The following is a 17,461-nucleotide window of genomic DNA, read 5'->3' as shown; positions in this document are numbered from 1 at the left end:
CGCGAGCGCCCCGCCCCCCACAGGGCGGGGCGCTCGTCCGTTCCTCCGGCCTGCACGGCCGCGCCCCGCCGTCCCGTTCGCCTCTCGATGCCCGCTCTCCGCTTGCCCCGTCGACTCCTCCTCGCCCTGCTGACGTCGTCGGCCCTGGTCGGGTTGGCGCCCGCCCTCGGAGGCTGCGCCGACGGCGCCGACGACGACGCCCTGTTCACGTCGCTCGCGCCCGACGCGACCGGGCTGGTGTTCGAGAACCGGATCGAGGAGACCCAAGAGCTCAACGTCTTCACCTACCGCAACTTCTTCAACGGCGGCGGGGTCGGCGTGGGCGACGTCGACGGCGACGGCCGGCCGGACGTGTACCTGACGGCCAACCTCGGGCCCAACCGGCTCTTCCTCAACCGGACGGAGCCCGGCGGCGACATCCGCTTCGAGGACGTGACCGAGACCGCGGGCGTCGCGGGCGCGCGGTCGTGGAGCACCGGCGTCTCGGTTGCGGACGTCGACGGCGACGGGCTCCTCGACCTCTACGTCTCGAACGCGGGCACCGCGGACGGCGAGGGCCGGGCGAACGAGCTGTTCCGCAACCTCGGACCCGGGCCCGACGGCGTCCCCCGCTTCCGCGATGTGGCCGCCGCGTGGGGCGTCGCCGACGAGGGCACGTCCACGCACGGCGCCTTTTTCGACGCCGACGCGGATGGCGACCTCGACCTCTACGTCCTCAACAACTCGTTCCGGCCCGTCTCGTCGTTCGGGCTCCGCAACATCCGCGACGAGCGGAACGCGGTCGGCGGCGACAAGCTGTACCGCAATGAGGCCGGGGCCGGAGAAGCGCCCCGCTTTGTCGACGCCAGCGAAGCGGCGGGGATCTACGGCTCGGAGATCGCCTTCGGGCTCGGCGTCACGCTCGGCGACACCGACGACGACGGCGACCTCGACATCTACGTCTCGAACGACTTTTTCGAGCGCGACTACCTCTACCTCAACAACGGCGACGGCACGTTCGAGGAGGTCCTGGAAGACGCCATGCCGACGATCGCGCTCTCGTCGATGGGCGCCGACATGGCCGACCTCACCGGCGACGGGCGGCCCGAGGTGTTCGTGGTCGACATGCTGCCCGACGACGACGACCGGCTCAAGGCGTCGAGCAGCTACGAGGGCCACAACCTCCAGCGCGCGAAGGTGGCCAACGGGTACCACCACCAGTTCATGCGCAACACGTTGCAGCGCAACAACGCCGACGGCACGTTCTCCGAGCTCGCGTCCGTCGCCGGCGTCGACGCCACGGACTGGAGCTGGGCCGCGATCTTCGCCGACCTCGACCTCGACGCCCGCGCCGACCTCTTCGTGACGAACGGCACGATGCGCGACGTGACCGATCAGGACTACATCGCGTTTCTGGCCGACACCCAGAACCAGAACGCGATGGCGACCGGGCAGGGCGTCGATTTTCTGGAACTGTTGGAGGTTATGCCGTCGACGCCGCTCGCGAACGTCGCCTTCCGCAACGTCGGCCGGGGCGACTCGGTCGCCTTCGAGCGCGCGCCCCAGTGGGGCCTGGGCGAAGAGGGCTTTTCGAACGGCGCCGCGACGGGCGACTTCGACGGCGACGGCGACCTCGACCTCGTCGTCAACAACGTCAACGCGCCCGCGAGCTTCTTCTTAAACCACGCCGCCGAGCGCGGCGGGCGATCGCTGGCCGTCGCGCTGGAGGGCGAGGGCGGCAACACGGGCGGGATCGGCGCGAAAGTGGCCGTGTGGAGTGGGGGAGAGGTCCAGGTCCGCGAGGCCGTCCCCACGCGCGGCTTCCAGTCGAGCGTCGACCCCGTGCTCCACGTCGGGCTGGGCGACGCGCTCGCGGCCGACTCGGTCGTGGTCCGCTGGCCGGACGGGCGGACGCAGGCGCTGGCGGACGTGCCGGCCGGGCGCCTGACGCTTCGCCAGCGCGAGGCGACCGGCGCCTTTCGCCCGCTCGCGGTCCCGCTCGCGGATTCGCTCTTCCAAGACGTGACGGCGACCACCGCGCCCGGCTGGACGCACCGCGAGAACGCGTTCGTCGACTACGACCGCGAGTTGCTGATGCCATGGCCGCGGTCGCAAGACGGCCCCGCCGCCGCCGTCGGCGACGTGGACGGCGACGGCGACGACGACCTCTTTTTGGGTGGCGCGGCCGGGCAGCCGGGCGTGCTCTGGCTTCGGCGCGGCAATCGGTTTGTCCTTGCAGAGCCTGCGGCCTTCGCGAGCGATGCGGCCTCCGAAGACGTGGCCGCGGCGTTCGTCGACGCCGACGCCGACGGCGACCTCGACTTGTACGTCGGCTCGGGCGGGTCGGAGATGGCGCCCGGCGACCCCCGCTTGCGCGACCGCCTCTACCTCGGCGACGGCGCGGGCGGCTTCGAGCCTGCGCCCGACAGCGCCATCCCCGCGACGACCGAGGCGGTCGGGACGGTCGCCGCGGGTGACTGGGACGGCGACGGCGACACGGACCTGTTCGTCGGCGCCCGCTTGGTGCCCGGCAGCTACGGCGTCGTTCCTCGGAGCACCCTCCTGCGCAACGACGGACGGCCCGGCGCCCCCCGCTTTGTCGACGTGACGCGCGGGACGGCGCCCGGTCTCGACGAGGCCGGGATGATCGCGGGCGCCGCCTTTTTTGACGCCGACGGCGACGGCGACACCGACCTCGCGACGGCCGCCGAGTGGGGCCCGATCACGGTCTGGGCGAACGACGCCGGCCGGTTCACACCTGCGCCGATCCCCGGCACGACGGGCCTGTGGCAGGGCCTCACCGCCGCCGACCTCGACGGCGATGGCGACACCGACCTCGTCGCCGCCAACTGGGGACTCAACAGCCGACTGGTCGCCAGCGCCGACGAGCCGCTCCGCCTCCACGTCGGCGACTTCGATGGGAACGGCCGGAGCGACCCGCTGCTCTCCGTCCCCAACCGCGGCCGCAGCCTGCCGTTCGCGCTGCGCAATGAGCTGACGGCCCAGCTTCCCAGCCTCAAGCGCGAGTACCTCACGCCGTCGTCGTACGTCGGCAAAACCATCGAGGACCTGCTGACGCCGGCCCAGCTCGAGCGCGCGGACGTGTACGAGGCGGCCGAGCTGGCGTCGGTCGTGCTGGTCAACGACGGCGGCGCGTGGCGCGTGCAGCGACTCCCGTTCGAGGCCCAGCTCGCCCCCCTCGCCGCCCCGCTCGCGCTCGACGCCGACGCCGACGGCACGCTCGACCTGCTGGCGGCCGGCAACCGCGACGACCTCAAGCCCGACCTCGGCCGCCAGATGTCGGGCGTCGGCGCGCTGCTGCGCGGGACCGGCGGCGGGTTCGCATCTGTGCCCGGCGGCTTCCGCGTGCGCGGCGAGGTCCGCCACCTCGTGCGCCTCAACGGCGCGGCCGGCGCGGTCGTCGTCGCCGTCCGCAATGGCGCTGCGCCCGCCGTGTTCGCGCCCGTCGGCGCGTCGCGCGAGTAGTCTGACCCCTCACCCTGTCCCTCTCCCGGTGGGAGAGGGGACGCCCTCTGGAAGCCTGTGCTCACGTCTGATTCTCTACCAGCCGCAAGCGTCTCTACGACGTCCCCTCTTCCTCGGGGAGAGGGGACGCGAGGCTGGCGGGTCGCCGTCGCCACGCTCGCGCTCGCGCTCGCCGGGTGCGGCGGTGGGGGAGAGGCGCCCCTGTTCGAGGCGCTCGCGCCCGAGGCCTCCGGTGTCACATTCCAAAACAGCCTGGAGGAGAGCGCCGAGTTCAACATCCTGAGCTACCTCTACTACTACAACGGCGGCGGCGTGGCCGCGGGCGACGTGGACGGCGACGGCCGCCCGGACCTCTACTTCACCGCCAACGAGCAGCCCAACCGGCTCTACCTCAACCGCTCCGACGAGACGGGCGTCCGCTTCCAAGACGTCACCGAGGCGGCGGGCGTTGCGGGCACGTCGGACTGGACGACCGGCACCACGATGGCCGACGTCGACGGCGACGGGCTCCTCGACATCTACGTCGCCGCGCTCGGCGCCCACCAGGGGCGACGCGGCCGCAACGAGCTCTTTCTGAACCAGGGCCCCGGGCCCGACGGCGTCCCGCGCTTCCGCGAGGCCGCCGCCGAGGTCGGCCTCGACTTCGAGGGGTTCGGCACGCAAGCGACGTTCTTCGACTACGACCGCGACGGCGACCTCGACGCGTACCTCTTGAACCACGCCGTCCACACCGCGCGGACGTACAAGCGACCGGTCGAGACGCGCGCCCGCGACGAGCGCTCCGGCGACCGCCTGTACCGCAACGACGGCGAGCCAGGCCAGACGCCCGTCTTCGTGGAGGTCACCGAGGAGGCGGGCATCGTGTCCGGCATCAGCGGCTACGGGCTCTCGGTCGTCGCCAGCGACCTCGACGGCGACGGGTGGACCGACCTCTACGTCGGCAACGACTTCCACGAGAACGACTTCGTCTACCTCAACAACGCCGACGGCACCTTCCGCGAGGTCGCCCAGACCGCACTCGCGCACGCCTCGCGCTTCTCGATGGGCGCCGACGTGGCGGACGTGGACCACGACGGCGACGCGGACGTCGTCGTGCTCGACATGATGCCCCGCGACGAGGCCATCCGCCAGACCGCCGGCGGCGACGACACCTACGACCTCGCCGAGCTCAAGCGCCAGATCGGCTACGGCCCCCAGGTCGCCCGGAACTCGCTCCAGATCAACCGCGGGCTCGGCGCCGACGGCACGCCCCGTTTTTCGGATGTGGCCACGCTCTCGGGAATCGAGGCGACGGACTGGAGCTGGACGGCCCTGCTGGCGGACCTCGACCTCGACGGCCACCGCGACCTGTTCGTCACGAACGGCATCTGGCGGCGGCCCAACGACCTCGACTACATCAACTACGTCTCCGACGCCCAGATCCAGCAGTCGCTGGCGCTGGGGATCGGGGAGGACGAGGTGGCGCTGCTGGAGCAGATGCCCCAGGTGGAGATCCCGAACGAGACGTTCCGCGGGCTCGGCGGCGTCCGGTTCCAAGAGGTCGACTGGGGCCTCGGTGCGCCGGGCTTTTCGAACGGCGCCGCGACCGTCGACCTCGACAACGACGGCGACCTCGACGTGGTTGTCAACAACGTCAACGCGCCCGCGGGGATCTTTCTGAACACCGCCGCCGACCGGGGCGGGCGGTCGTTGGTGATCACGCTCGACGGCGACGACGCCAACACCGGCGGGATCGGCGCGCGCGTGGTCGTCGAGGCCGGGGGGCTGGCGCAGACGACCGAGGCCCAGCCTACGCGCGGCTTTCTGTCGTCTGTGGATCCGAGGCTCGTCGTCGGGTTGGCGGGTGCCGACCGCGCCGACCGGGTCCGCGTCACGTGGGCCGACGGCCGGGTGCAGACGTTGACCGACGTGCCCGCCGGGCCGCTGACCCTCCGCCAGCGCGACGCCGGGCCCGCCTCCGAAGCCCCCACGCCCGCCCCGGCCGTCCGGCTCGCGCAAGCCGCCGACGCGCTCGACTGGACGCACGTCGAGAACGTCTTCGTGGACTTCAACCGCGAGCGGCTGATGCCCCACATGCTGTCGCGGCTGGGGCCCGCCCTCGCCGTCGCGGATGTGACCGGCGACGGGCGCGACGACGTGTTCCTCGGTGGCGCGCGCGCGCAAGCGAATGCCCTCTTCATCCAGACCGCCAGCGGCGCGTTTGTCGAAGCGGACGTGCCCGCGTTCGCGGCCGACACCGAGCCCGAAGCCGTCGACGCGCTGTTCTTCGATGCCGACGGCGACGGCGCGCTCGACCTCTACGTCGCCACGGCCGGCAACGAGTTCCGGGGCGAGCGCGACGAGATCCGCGACCGCCTCTACCTCGGCGACGGCGCCGGAGGCTTCACCCCTGCACCTGCTGGCGCCTTGCCCGAGCGCTTTGGCCACGCGGGCGCCGTCGCCGCCAGCGACTGGGACGGCGACGGCGACCTCGACCTCTTCGTCGGTGGCCGCGTCGTGCCCCGCGCCTACGGGATGCCCGCGCCGAGCGCGCTGTTGGAGAACGACGGGACCGGCCGGTTTGCCGACGCCACCGCCCGGCTGGCGCCCGGGCTCGCCGAGGTCGGGATGGTCAGCCGCGCCGCCTTCGGCGACCTCGACGGCGACGGCCGCGACGACTTGGTTCTCGCCGGCGAGTGGATGGCGCCGACCGTCTACCGCGCGACCGGCTCCGGCTTCGAGCCGCTCGACACCGGGCTCGGCGACGCGACGGGCTGGTGGACCGCCCTCGACCTCGCCGACCTCGACGGCGACGGCGACCTCGACTTGGCGCTCGGCAACCTCGGCCTCAACTCCCGCATCAAGGCCTCGCCGGAGCACCCCGCGCGGCTGTGGCTCGCCGACTTCGACGGCAACGACGTGCTCGACGGCATCCTGACCTCGTTTCGCGACGGCGACGACTACCCGCTCGCGGGCGTCGACGTGCTGCGCCAGCAGTTCCCCGTGCTCCGCCAGCGCTACGACTCGTACGCCGCGTTCGGCGCGCGGACCGTCCCCGACCTCTTCGGCGCGACCGCGCGCAGCGCCGAGCAGCGCACGGCGACCACGTTCGCGAGCGCCATCGCCCTCAACGACGGCACGGGCCGCTTCTCGCTCACGCCTCTCCCCGACCTCGCCCAGATCGAGCCGGTCTACGCCATCACGCACGCCGACCTCGACGGCGACGGCGTGCTCGACCTGGTGCTCGGCGGCGGCCTGCTCGGCGTCCGCCCCAGCCGGGGCCGCTACGACGCCGGGCTCGGGCTGGCGCTGCTCGGCGACGGGGCCGGCGGGTTTGCGCCCGCGCCGCTGTCGGCCGGGATCGTGCTGGAGGGCGAGATCCGCGCGCTCGCGATCGCCGACGGGTCGCTGCTGATCGCCGCGCCGAGCGACGGGCCGGTGCAGACGTTGCGCCTCGGGTCCAGCGTTCTCGCCGCCCGATGAGGGCGGGGGCGTGCCTTGTCGCCGCCCCGCAAACCCCCGATATTGACCGGATACGACTGAAGGACTCGATGACGATGCGACTGCTTCCGCTTGCCCTCGTCGCCCTGCTGGCGGCCGGCTGCCAGGACGGCGGCCCGGCGACGGCCCCGCCCGAGGCGGCCGACCCCGAACTCCTCCACGGGGCGATCCAGCGGGTCACCGACGTGATGACGTACGACATCTTCAGCCCGCCCCAGGCGAGCCGCGTCTACGCCTACACGTCGCTGGCGGCCTACGAGGCCGTCGCGCCCACCGACCCCGAGCTGGCGTCGTTGGCGGGCCAGCTCCGCGACTACCACGCGCCGCCCGCCGCCGACGGCGAGGTCCACGGGCCGACGGCGGCGGTCTACGCCGCGCTCGCCGTCGGCGAGGCGCTGACGTTCTCGAGCGACCGCGTGGCCGAGTACCGCGTCGAGGTCGAGGACGCGCTCCGCGCCAGCGGCATGTCAAGGCGCCTGCTGGCGACGTCGGAGGCGCACGGCGAGGCCGTCGCCCGCCACGTGCTCGCGTACGCCGACGCCGACGGCTACGCCCAGACGCGGAGCGGGCCCGCGTACACCGTCACCGGCGCTGAGGGCGAGTGGCAGCCCACGCCGCCCGCCTACCTCGACGCGATCGAGCCCAACTGGCAGACGCTGCGCCCGTTCGTGCTCGACTCGGCCGCCCAGTTCAAGCCGCCGCCGCCGCCGCCGTACTCCCTGGAGCCCGGCACCCCGTTCCGCCAGGAGGTCGACGAGGTCTACGCCGTCACGACCGAGATGACCGACGAGCAGCGTGCCATCGCCAGCTTCTGGGACTGCAACCCGTACGTGATGCACACGCGCGGGCACGCCATGTTCGCGACGAAGAAGATCACGCCGGGCGGCCACTGGATGGGCATCGCCGCGATCGCCAGCCGCGAGGCCGGTGACGACGCGGCCGGCGCCGCCGAGGCCTACGTCCGGACCGCGCTCGCGCTCGCCGACGGGTTCCTGTCGGTGTGGGACGAGAAGTACCGCTCGCGCTTGGTCCGCCCCGAGACCGTCATCAACGAGCACCTCGACGAGGACTGGATGCCGCTCCTGCAGACGCCCCCGTTCCCCGAGTACTCGTCGGGCCACAGCGTCATCTCGGCCGCCGCCGCCGAGGCGCTGACGGCGCTCTACGGCGACCTCGCCTTCCTGGACACGACGGAGATCCCGTACGGCCTGCCCGCGCGGCCATTCACGTCGTTCCGGCAGGCCGCCGAGGAGGCCGCCATCTCGCGCCTGTACGGCGGCATCCACTACCCGATGGCCGCGAGCGAGGGGCTCGCGCAGGGCCGGGGCGTCGGCGCGCTCCACGTCGAGCGGCTGGCGACGCGCGCCGACCCCGTCGCCCAGCGATAAGGCCCGCCGGGGGAGGACTGATCGCCCAGCGCGCAGGCTAGCTTCCGGCCCTCCCGACCGACGCCATGATCCGCCGCCTCGCTGTCCTCTCGCTGGCCCTGCTCGCGCTCGTCGCGCTCCCCGCCTGCGACTCCGGCTCCGACGCCATCGGCTTGACAGGCACGTGGGAGGGCGAGATCTTCGACCCCAACGACGCCAGCGCTCCGCGCTACCCCGTCACGTTGCGGCTCTCCGACGACGGTATCCGCGTCACCGGGAACGGCGTCGTCGCGAGCCTGCCCGAGGGCGACCTCCCGTTCCTGGTCGTCGACGGCACGTTTATCGGCACGATCGTCAACCTGACGCTGCGCTACGAGGTCCCGCCGTTTATGGGGTCGCTTAGCGGGACGCTCGTCGGCACCGACCCGGGGAGGATCCGGGGCACGTTTACCGGGCGCGGCGAGGCGAACGGCGACGTGGAGATCGAACTGGTGGCCCGGCGGATCTAACCGGGGCCGCGCGGTGGGTCGGGGGTGAAAGGGCTTCCATTCGGGTCCGGACCCCTTTACATTGACGGTCCTTCACGGTCTGTTAATGCACGCGCGCGCTGCTCTCGCCCTCCTCCTTCTCGGCCCGCTCGCGGCCTGCGGCCAGATCGGCGGCGCCGAGGGGCGCGCCCCCGCCGACGCCGGCTGGGTCGACCTGTTCGACGGCGCCACGCTCGACGGCTGGCACGGCTACGCGACGGCCGACCGCTCGCCCAAGTGGTCCGTCGTCGACGGCGTGATGACGCTGACGCCTCAAGGTGACTGGGACGGCGACCTCGTCGCGCCCGGCGGGCCGTACGGCGACTTCGAGCTCGAGGTCGAGTGGTGGGTCCAGCCGTGCGGCAACTCGGGAATCTTCTACCGGGGCGAGGAGGACCCGGCGCTCGCGCCCATCTGGCGGACCTCGCTCGAATCCCAGATCCTGGACGACACCTGCCACCCGGATGGGACGTACCCCAGCCACCGCGCGGGCGGGCTCTACGACCTGTACACGCCCGAGACCGACGCACCGACGGAGGGCGGCGCGTGGCACACGACCCGCATCGTCGCCGACGGCGACCGGATCACGCACATGCTCGACGGCCGGACCGTCGTCGACGCCGTCCAGGGCTCGGCCGACTGGGACGCGCGGATCGCCGTCAGCAAGTTCCGCGACGGCGACGCCTTCCCCGGCTACGGCACGCGCCGCGCCGGCTTCGTCGGGCTCCAGGACCACGGCGACACGCTGCGCATCCGGCGCGTCCGCATCCGCACCCTCTAACCCCACGCACGCATGACCGCGATCAAGGCTCGGCTGAGCACGATGATGTTCCTGGAGTTCTTCGTCTGGGGGGCGTGGTACACGACCGTCGCCGTCTACATGGCCGCTGAGGGGTTGGGCGACCTGACGCACTGGCCGTACACCGTCAACCCGATCGCGGCGATCGTGGCGCCGTTCTTCCTCGGGCTCGTGGCCGACCGCTACTTCGCGGCCCAGAACGTGTTCGGCGTGCTGCACCTGTTGGGCGGCGTGTTCATGCTGGCGGCGCCGTCGCTGATCGGGAGCCCGACGCTGTTCATCCTGGCCCTGCTGGCGTACAACCTGTGCTACATGCCGACGCTCGGCCTGTCGAACACGATCGCGTTCGAGCAGCTCGAGGACCAGGAAAAGGAGTTCCCCATCATCCGCGTGTTCGGGACGCTGGGCTGGATCGTGGCCGGGCTGGCGATCTCGTTCGTGCTGTCGCCCGTGCTCGGCGTCGAGTCCGCCGAGGCGACGGCGTGGCCGCTGTACCTGACCGGCATCGGGTCCATCATCCTGGGGCTGTTCTCGTTCACGTTGCCGAACACGCCGCCGGTCGCCAAGGGCCAGCCCGTCTCGGTCGCCTCCATCGCGGGCGTCGACGCGTTCCGCCAGCTCGGCAGCCGCCCGTTCTACATCTTCCTGGCCGCCAGCTTCCTGATCTGCATCCCGCTCGCGGCCTACTACAACTTTACCCAGCTCTTCCTCGGCGCGACCGGCTTCGAGAACATCGCCGCGACGCAGTCGCTGGGGCAGGTCTCCGAGGTCCTGTTCATGCTGCTGATGCCGCTGCTGTTCGTGCGGTGGGGCGTCAAGTGGATGCTGGCGGCGGGGATGCTGGCGTGGGTGATCCGCTACGCGCTCTTCGCGCTCGCCGCGCCCGCCTCCGTCACGTGGATGATCGTCGGCGGCATCGCGCTCCACGGCATCTGCTACGACTTCTTCTTCGTGACGGGCCAGATCTACGTCGAGAAAAAGAGCACGCCGGCCGTCCGCGGACAGGCGCAGGGGCTGCTCGTGCTCGTCACGTATGGCGTCGGGATGCTGATCGGCGCGCAGGTGGCCGGGCAGGTCTACAACGGGTTTCTGTCCGACCGCGCCGCGCTGCCCCTCGCCGAGTGGGCCCAGTTCTGGTGGATCCCGGCCGCCTTCGCGGGCGCCGTGCTCGTCCTGTTCATCGTCTTCTTCAACGACCGCGTCGACCGCTCGGACGAGACCGTCGCGCCCTCGGCCGACGCCCCGGGCGCCAGCCTGACCCCGGCGACTGAGGCCGGCGTCCCGGGCGTCATCTGATGCGTGCTCCGTGATGCGTGACTCTCCCAATACCGCTCGGCGCTGGGGCCCGCACTCGGGCGCCACGGGTAGGACGAGGTCGAGCCCCGGCCCCAACGCATCCCGCTGACCGACGGCACCCTCACGAATCACGAATCACGAATCCAGCCTTCCCCTCCATGTTCAATCCCACCATCGACCGCCGCTCCGCGCTCCGCCGCCTGTCGGCCGTGCTCGGCGGCGTCGCCACGGCCCCGCTCGCGGCGGGCCTGCTCGGCGGCTGCCGGACGCCCGGCGGCGCCGACCTCGCGGCCTACGAGTACCGGACGCTGACCGGCGGCCAGCCCGACCTGCTGGCCGCGCTCGTCGACCAGATCATCCCGCCGACCGACACGCCCGGCGCGGCCGACGCGGGCGTCCCCCAGTTTATCGACACCATGCTGACGGACTGGTACGCGGACGAGGAGCGCGCCGGCTTCCTGGCCGGCCTCGACGCCGTCGACCGCCGCGCCGAGGGATCGTTCGTGGGCTTGGACGACGCGGCGCGCGCCACGCTCGTCGCGACGATGGACGCCGAGGCGTTCGCGCCCCAGCCCGGCGCCGTCGGGGGTGCCGCTCAGCCCGACGAGGACCTTCCCGACGGGGATGTGGCGGGCGCGGCCCAGGAGGGCACGTACCAGGCCGGCGAGGAGGAGGAGAACGAGGTCGCCGGCATGCAGGGCGACCTGGGCGAGGCGATGGACGACGACGAGCCAACCGAACTCAACACCGGCGAGGGCACGACGTCGACCGGCGGGGCCGCCGACGCGCCCCCGTTCTACCGCCAGCTCAAGGAGCTCACGCTCGCGGGCTACTACACGTCCGAGCCCGGCGCCACCCAGGAGCTCCAGTGGCTCGCCTCCCCGGGCCGCTACGACGCCGACGTGCCCCTTTCCGAGGTCGGCCGCGCCTGGGCCTGAGTGCGGTCAGGGGTCCGGGTTTGTCGCCTGGTGCCCCTCCGCCCCGGCTGGACGCCGCCGACCCGCTCTGCACCCTCTGAACTCCGAATCCTGAACCTCTCGATCGATATGCAGCATTCCCACGGATCCACCATCGCCCCGCTCCGCGTCGAGCCCGTCCAGGCGGGCGCCGAGACGTACGACGCCATCGTCATCGGCTCGGGGATGTCGGGCGGCTGGGCCGCCAAGGAGCTCACCGAGAAAGGGCTCAAGACGCTCGTGCTCGAGCGCGGCCGCAACGTCGAGCACGGCACGGACTACGTCACCGAGCACCGCGCGCCCTGGGAGACGCCCTTCCGCGGGCGCGGCGACCGTCGGCACGCCGAGGAGCGCCAGTTCCGCCAGAAGAAGGCCGGGCCGTACAACGAGAACACGGCGCACTGGTACGTCGACGACGTGGACCACCCCTACGAGACCGAGGACGACACGCCGAATGAGGTCCTCTACGTGCGCGGCCACCACGTCGGCGGGCGGTCCGTGATGTGGGGCCGCCAGACGTACCGGCTCTCCGACATGGACTTCACGGCCAACGAGCGCGACGGCCGCGGCACGCGCTGGCCCATCGGCTACGCCGACATCGAGCCGTGGTACTCCTACGTCGAGCGGTTCGTCGGCATCTCGGGCGAGTCGCTGGGGCTGGAGCAGCTCCCCGACTCCGAGTTCATCCCGGCCATGCCGCTGACGGCCGTCGAGAAGAAGGTCCGCCAGTCGATCGCCGACGAGTACGGCCGGACGCTCACCATCGGCCGGTGCGCGATCCTGACGCAGCCGCACAACGGCCGCGCGGGCTGCCACTACTGCGGGCCCTGCGACCGCGGCTGTACGGCCGGCGCCTACTTCTGCTCGCTCTCGAGCACGCTCCCCGCCGCCCAAGCGACTGGCAACCTCACGCTCCGCCCGGATTCCATCGTCCACTCGCTCGTCTACGACGAGACCGCCGACCGCGTCACGGGCGTCCGCGTGATCGACCGGTTGACGAAGGAGGAGATGGTGTTCAACGCACGGCTGGTCTTCCTCAACGCGAGCGCGTTCGGGTCGGCGCAGATCCTGATGAACTCCAAGACCGCGCGCTTCCCCGACGGGCTCGGCAACCAGTCGGGCCTGCTCGGCAAGGGCATCATGGACCACCACTTCATGGTGGGCGCGTCGGGCGAGATGCCCGGCTTCGAGGACCGCTACACGTACGGCAACCGGCCCAACGGCATCTACATCCCACGCTTTCAGAACCTGCCGTGGGACCCGGGCTCGACGCGCGACTTTATCCGCGGCTACGGCTACCAGGGCGGTTCGGGGCGGGGCAACTGGGGCCGCGGCGCCGGGATGCCGGGCGTCGGCGTGGCGCTCAAGGAGTCGCTCCAGGAGCCGGGCCAGTGGAGCTTCACCATGTTCCCCTTCGGCGAGACGCTGGCGTACGACGACAACCGGATCGAGCTGACCGACGAGGTCGACCAGTGGGGCATCCCGATCCCCCGCATCGTCGGCTCCATCCGCGACAACGAGCAGCGGATGCGCGTGGCCATGAAGAGCGACGGCGCCGAGATGCTGGAGGCCGCGGGCGCGGTCAACGTCAACGAGTGGGAGGCCCCGTACCGGCTCGGCGAGGGGATCCACGAGATGGGGACGGCGCGCATGAGCGCCACGCCCGAGACCGGCTGCGTCGACTCGTGGAACCGGGTCCACGAGATCCCCAACCTCTACGTCACCGACGGCGCCTTCATGACCTCGGCCGGCTGCCAGAACCCGTCGCTGACCTACATGGCCATGACGGCTCGCGCCGTCGACCACGCTGTCAAGGCCGTCAACAACGGCGACCTCCGGGTGTGAGGTGTGAGGGGTAAAGAGTGATGGGCTCTTTCCCTCCTCCCGCTCCTCACCCATCACCCATGACTCCTCACCCATGAAGCGTCGAGACTTTGTCCGCTCCACCGCCGCCGCCGGCGTCGCGCCGTTTATCGTGCCCCGGCACGTCTTGGGCGGGGCCGGATTCGTGGCGCCCAGCGACACCGTCGCGATTGGCATCATCGGGGCCGGCGGGATGGGCGCGTCGAACGCGGCGCCCCTCGCGATGATGGACGACGTGCGGATCGCGGCGATCGCCGACATCGACATGGGCCACGTGCGGGCGGGCATCGCGCGGCGCCTCGGCTCCGACGACGCGGGCGCACGCCAGGCCGGCGCGGCGCTGCGCGACGCCTACGACGGCGCGACGGCGTACGCCGACTACCGCGAGCTGCTGGCGCGCGAGTCCGGCCTCGACGGCGTCGTGATCGCCACGCCGGACCACGTCCACGCGCACGCCGCGCTGATGGCGATGAACGGCGGGCTCGCGGTCTACGCCCAGAAGCCGTTGACGTACACCGTTGACGAGAGCCGGCGGCTGGCGGCCAAGGCCGCGGCGACCGGCGTGGTGACGCAGATGGGCAACCAGGGCCACTCCGGCGACGACGGCCGCCGCGTGGTCGAGGTGGTCCGCGCGGGCGTGCTCGGCCCGATCCGCGAGGTCCAGTCGTGGACGAACCGGCCCAACGGCTGGTGGCCCCAAGGCGTCCCGCTGCCCGACCCGGCGCCCGTGCCCGAGGGCGTGGCGTGGGACCTCTACCTCGGCCCGAACGAGGCCCAGCCGTACCGCCCCGGCATCCACCCGTTCGGCTGGCGCGGCTTCGTCGGCTTCGGCGTCGGCTCGCTCGGCGACATGGGCGCGCACCTCGTCGACTTCCCCGTGTGGGCGCTCGACCTGGGCCGCCCCGCACGGGTCGAGACCCGGCACACGCCGTGGGGCGGCGAGGGCGACACGCGCGGCACGTACCCGCTGGCGACGTTGACGCGCTACGAGTTCGACGGTCTCGGCGCCGCCGCCGGCCAGGCCGACGCCGGCCAGTCCGTCACGATGACGTGGTACGACGGCGGCCTGCTCCCCCCGACGCCGCCCCAAGCGCCCGAGGGCTTCGAGCTCGACCCGAACGGCGGCGTCATCTTCATCGGCGACCGCGGGATGCTCATCCACGAGACGTACGGCACGAACCCGCGCTTCCTGCCCGCCGCGCCCGACCTCGACCTCGCCGCCGAGGCCGCCGCCGTGCCGACCTCGCTCCGCCGCATCGACGGCGGGATCCGCGCGCACGAGGCGAACTGGATCCGCGCAATTCAGGGGACCGAGGCCGTCTCGTGCCCCTTCGCGTACGCCGCCCACCTCAACGAGATCATGCTGCTCGGCGTCGCCGCGATGGCCGCCGGTCACCCCCTCACGGTCGCCCCCGACGGCACGATCACGAACCACGACGCCTCCATCCTGACGCGCCCCTACCGCGCCGGCTGGGAGCTTCCGGAGTGATGGGTGATGGGCAACGGGTGATGGGCTCTCGCGCCGGGCGCTGTCATTCCTAGACCCCTTCTCATCCCTCCTCACCCATTACCCATCACCCGATGAACCGCCGCCGCTTTCTCCGCCAGTCCGGCGCCGCCGTCGCCCTGGGCGCCGCGCTTGGGCCGGGTGCTGCTCGCGCCCTCGCCGCGGCCCGCGCCGCCGACATCCCCGCCGAGATCGGGATCCAGCTGTGGACCGTCCGCGACGTGCTCCCCGGCGACGTCAACGGCGTGCTCGAGATGCTGGCGCGGGTCGGGATCGGCGAGGTCGAGACGGCGGGCTACGCCGACCGCGACCCGGCCGCCTTCCGCGACGCGCTCGCGGCGCACGGGCTCGCGACGCCCGCGGCCCACCAGCTCGTCGCCGAGCTCGTCGCCGACTCCGCGAGCATGGCCGAGGCGGGCCTGCCCGCCTTCGACACGGCGCTGGAGACCGTCACCACGGTCGGCCACGACTACCTCGTGATCCCGTGGCTCCCGCCGGACGCGCGGCCCGACCGCGACGGCTACCTCCGCCTCGCCGACCAGCTCAACGGGATGGGCGAGCGCGCGAACGCGGCGGGCGTCCGGCTGGCGTACCACAACCACGACTTCGAGTTCGACACCTTCGGGACCGACCGCCCGGCCTACTTCGACTTTGTCGAGCGCCTCGAGCCGGACTTGGTCACGCTCGAGCTCGACCTGTACTGGGCCGTCGTGGCCGGCCACGACCCCGTCGACATTTTTCGGAGGTACCCCGGCCGCTTCCCGCTGTGGCACGTCAAGGACGGCGCGGGCGACGAGATGGCGCAGACGGTCGTCGGACAAGGCACCATCGACTGGCCGCGCATCTTCGCCGCCAGCGAGACGGCCGGCTTGCGCCACGCCTTCCTGGAGGCCGACAACCCGCCCGACGGGAGCCTCGCCTTCGCCCGAGACAGCATGGCCTACGTCGACTCGCTGCGGTAACGGCTCGGAGGGTCGGAGCCCTGCCGGCCGTGGCCACTCGGACCTCAGACCCCACCCCTCGGACCCGCCCCATGAACCGTCGAGACTTCGTCCGCGCCGCCGGGGCCGCGCTGCCGCTGGCGGGGTGCGCGCCCGCCGCGCTCGCGCCCGCCGAGGCGCAGACGCCAGCGCCGCCGCTGGAGACGGCCGGGCCGGTGATGGCGGGCCCGCTTCGCGCCCCCTCGTTCCGGCACTCCGTGTGCCGGTGGCCCTTTGGCGACTGGCCCCTCGAACAGCTGTGCGAGACGGCCGCCGACCTCGGCATCGCCTCCGTCGAGCTCGTGCAGCCGGCCGACGCGCCCGTGCTCGCGCGCTACGGCCTGACGTGCGCGATGACGGCCCACCCCGACGCCGCCGTCGACGCCCTCCGGAAGGGCTGGAATCGGGCCGCGCACCACGAGTGGCTGGTGCCCGCGTACCGCCGCCAGCTCGCGGCGACCGCCGACGCCGGGTGGCCCAACCTCATCGTCTTCTCCGGCAACCGCGACGGGCTCGACGACGCGGCCGGGCTGGAGACGATGGCGCAGGGCATCGAGCAGATCCTGCCCGACGCCGAGCGGCTGGGCGTCACGCTGTGCATCGAGCTGTTCAACTCGAAGGTCGACCACCCCGACTACCAGGCCGACTCGACGGCGTGGGGGCTGGCGCTGGTCGAGCGGCTCGGGTCGTCGCGCTTCAAGATCCTGTACGACATCTACCACATGCAGATCATGGAGGGCGACGTGATCCGCACCGTCACGGACCACCTCGACGCCATCGCGCACATCCACACGGCCGGCGTGCCCGGGCGCCACGAGATCGACGAGTCCCAAGAGCTGTTCTACCCCGCCATCATGCGCGCCCTCGACGCGGCGGGCTTCGACGGGTTCGTGGCCCAGGAGTTTATCCCCACCGGCGACCCCCGCGCCGCCCTCGCCGACGCCATCGCGCGCTGCACCGTATGACCGATGCCCCGCGCTCCAACCCGATGCAGGGCGGCAGCTACGCCGTGCTGGCGCTGTTCTTCCTCGTCGTCGGCGTGCGCGACATGACGGCCACGCCGCCCGACGCGCTCGCGGCCGGGTGGGAGCTCGCGTTCGCCGCCGCGAACGCGCTCTTTTTCTGGACCTTCCGCGGCGCCCCGCCGTGGGTCAAGCCCGCCGCCGTCGGCCTGTTCGTGCTCGGCCTCGCGGGCGCCATCTCCAGCTTCGTTCTCTAGTC

At 72.3% G+C, this 17,461-nt stretch carries 12 protein-coding genes; all 12 read left to right on the top strand.

All coding sequences use genetic code 11. The features are described 5' to 3' along the window. Positions 1-102: 102 nt before the first annotated feature. The 12 genes from ACLIRP_RS14900 to ACLIRP_RS14845 all read left to right on the top strand — a co-directional run bounded on the left by ACLIRP_RS14900 (position 103) and on the right by ACLIRP_RS14845 (position 17,459). Positions 103-3,465: a CRTAC1 family protein gene (locus ACLIRP_RS14900; protein ID WP_412061254.1), complete on the top strand. Its 3,363-nt coding sequence runs from the start codon at positions 103-105 to the stop codon at positions 3,463-3,465. Positions 3,466-3,522: 57 nt separating this feature from the next. Continuing rightward, a complete protein-coding gene (locus ACLIRP_RS14895) occupies positions 3,523-6,927 on the top strand; it encodes a VCBS repeat-containing protein (RefSeq protein WP_412061253.1) in 3,405 nt (1,134 codons plus the stop codon). Between the two features lie 68 nt (positions 6,928-6,995). Then, positions 6,996-8,333 carry a vanadium-dependent haloperoxidase gene (locus ACLIRP_RS14890; protein ID WP_412061252.1) on the top strand — a complete coding sequence of 446 codons (1,338 nt, stop codon included), beginning with the start codon at positions 6,996-6,998 and terminating at the stop codon, positions 8,331-8,333. A gap of 65 nt (positions 8,334-8,398) precedes the next feature. Then, positions 8,399-8,821, top strand: coding sequence for a hypothetical protein (locus ACLIRP_RS14885; RefSeq protein ID WP_412061251.1), 423 nt, complete (start codon positions 8,399-8,401; stop codon positions 8,819-8,821). 85 nt (positions 8,822-8,906) lie between these two features. Then, entirely contained in the window at positions 8,907-9,620 is a 714-nt protein-coding gene (locus tag ACLIRP_RS14880; RefSeq protein ID WP_412061250.1) for a DUF1080 domain-containing protein, read from the top strand. Between the two features lie 12 nt (positions 9,621-9,632). After that, a complete protein-coding gene (locus ACLIRP_RS14875) occupies positions 9,633-10,934 on the top strand; it encodes an MFS transporter (RefSeq protein WP_412061249.1) in 1,302 nt (433 codons plus the stop codon). A 158-nt stretch (positions 10,935-11,092) separates the two neighbouring features. Beyond that, positions 11,093-11,872 carry a gluconate 2-dehydrogenase subunit 3 family protein gene (locus ACLIRP_RS14870; protein WP_412061248.1) on the top strand — a complete coding sequence of 260 codons (780 nt, stop codon included), beginning with the start codon at positions 11,093-11,095 and terminating at the stop codon, positions 11,870-11,872. Positions 11,873-11,980: 108 nt separating this feature from the next. Continuing rightward, positions 11,981-13,735, top strand: coding sequence for a GMC oxidoreductase (locus ACLIRP_RS14865; protein ID WP_412061247.1), 1,755 nt, complete (start codon positions 11,981-11,983; stop codon positions 13,733-13,735). A 73-nt stretch (positions 13,736-13,808) separates the two neighbouring features. Continuing rightward, positions 13,809-15,242: a Gfo/Idh/MocA family protein gene (locus tag ACLIRP_RS14860; protein ID WP_412061246.1), complete on the top strand. Its 1,434-nt coding sequence runs from the start codon at positions 13,809-13,811 to the stop codon at positions 15,240-15,242. Between the two features lie 92 nt (positions 15,243-15,334). Beyond that, the gene (locus ACLIRP_RS14855) at positions 15,335-16,222 is read left to right on the top strand and encodes a sugar phosphate isomerase/epimerase family protein (RefSeq protein WP_412061245.1); all 888 of its coding nucleotides are present in this window, start codon (positions 15,335-15,337) and stop codon (positions 16,220-16,222) included. Positions 16,223-16,293: 71 nt separating this feature from the next. Beyond that, on the top strand, positions 16,294-17,205 hold the full coding sequence (locus ACLIRP_RS14850; protein WP_412061244.1) for a hydroxypyruvate isomerase family protein: 912 nt from the start codon (positions 16,294-16,296) through the stop codon (positions 17,203-17,205). After that, positions 17,202-17,459: a hypothetical protein gene (locus ACLIRP_RS14845; RefSeq protein ID WP_412061243.1), complete on the top strand. Its 258-nt coding sequence runs from the start codon at positions 17,202-17,204 to the stop codon at positions 17,457-17,459. Before ACLIRP_RS14850 ends, ACLIRP_RS14845 begins: the two co-directional genes overlap by 4 nt. Positions 17,460-17,461: the final 2 nt, after the last annotated feature.

The organism is Rubrivirga halophila (assembly GCF_046845755.1).
Taxonomy (GTDB): domain Bacteria; phylum Bacteroidota; class Rhodothermia; order Rhodothermales; family Rubricoccaceae; genus Rubrivirga.
Note: the sequence above shows the minus strand (reverse complement) of the source record. Positions and strands in the feature narration are given on the sequence as shown.

Excerpts from the sequence above, each read along its gene's own strand:
- ACLIRP_RS14845 (WP_412061243.1), top strand. The coding sequence starts at position 17,202 with ATGACCGATGCCCCGCGCTCCAACCCGATGCAGGGCGGCAGCTACGCC.
- ACLIRP_RS14860 (WP_412061246.1), top strand. The coding sequence starts at position 13,809 with ATGAAGCGTCGAGACTTTGTCCGCTCCACCGCCGCCGCCGGCGTCGCG.
- ACLIRP_RS14885 (WP_412061251.1), top strand. The coding sequence starts at position 8,399 with ATGATCCGCCGCCTCGCTGTCCTCTCGCTGGCCCTGCTCGCGCTCGTC.
- ACLIRP_RS14865 (WP_412061247.1), top strand. The coding sequence starts at position 11,981 with ATGCAGCATTCCCACGGATCCACCATCGCCCCGCTCCGCGTCGAGCCC.
- ACLIRP_RS14890 (WP_412061252.1), top strand. The coding sequence starts at position 6,996 with ATGACGATGCGACTGCTTCCGCTTGCCCTCGTCGCCCTGCTGGCGGCC.
- ACLIRP_RS14855 (WP_412061245.1), top strand. The coding sequence starts at position 15,335 with ATGAACCGCCGCCGCTTTCTCCGCCAGTCCGGCGCCGCCGTCGCCCTG.
- ACLIRP_RS14880 (WP_412061250.1), top strand. The coding sequence starts at position 8,907 with ATGCACGCGCGCGCTGCTCTCGCCCTCCTCCTTCTCGGCCCGCTCGCG.
- ACLIRP_RS14870 (WP_412061248.1), top strand. The coding sequence starts at position 11,093 with ATGTTCAATCCCACCATCGACCGCCGCTCCGCGCTCCGCCGCCTGTCG.
- ACLIRP_RS14850 (WP_412061244.1), top strand. The coding sequence starts at position 16,294 with ATGAACCGTCGAGACTTCGTCCGCGCCGCCGGGGCCGCGCTGCCGCTG.
- ACLIRP_RS14875 (WP_412061249.1), top strand. The coding sequence starts at position 9,633 with ATGACCGCGATCAAGGCTCGGCTGAGCACGATGATGTTCCTGGAGTTC.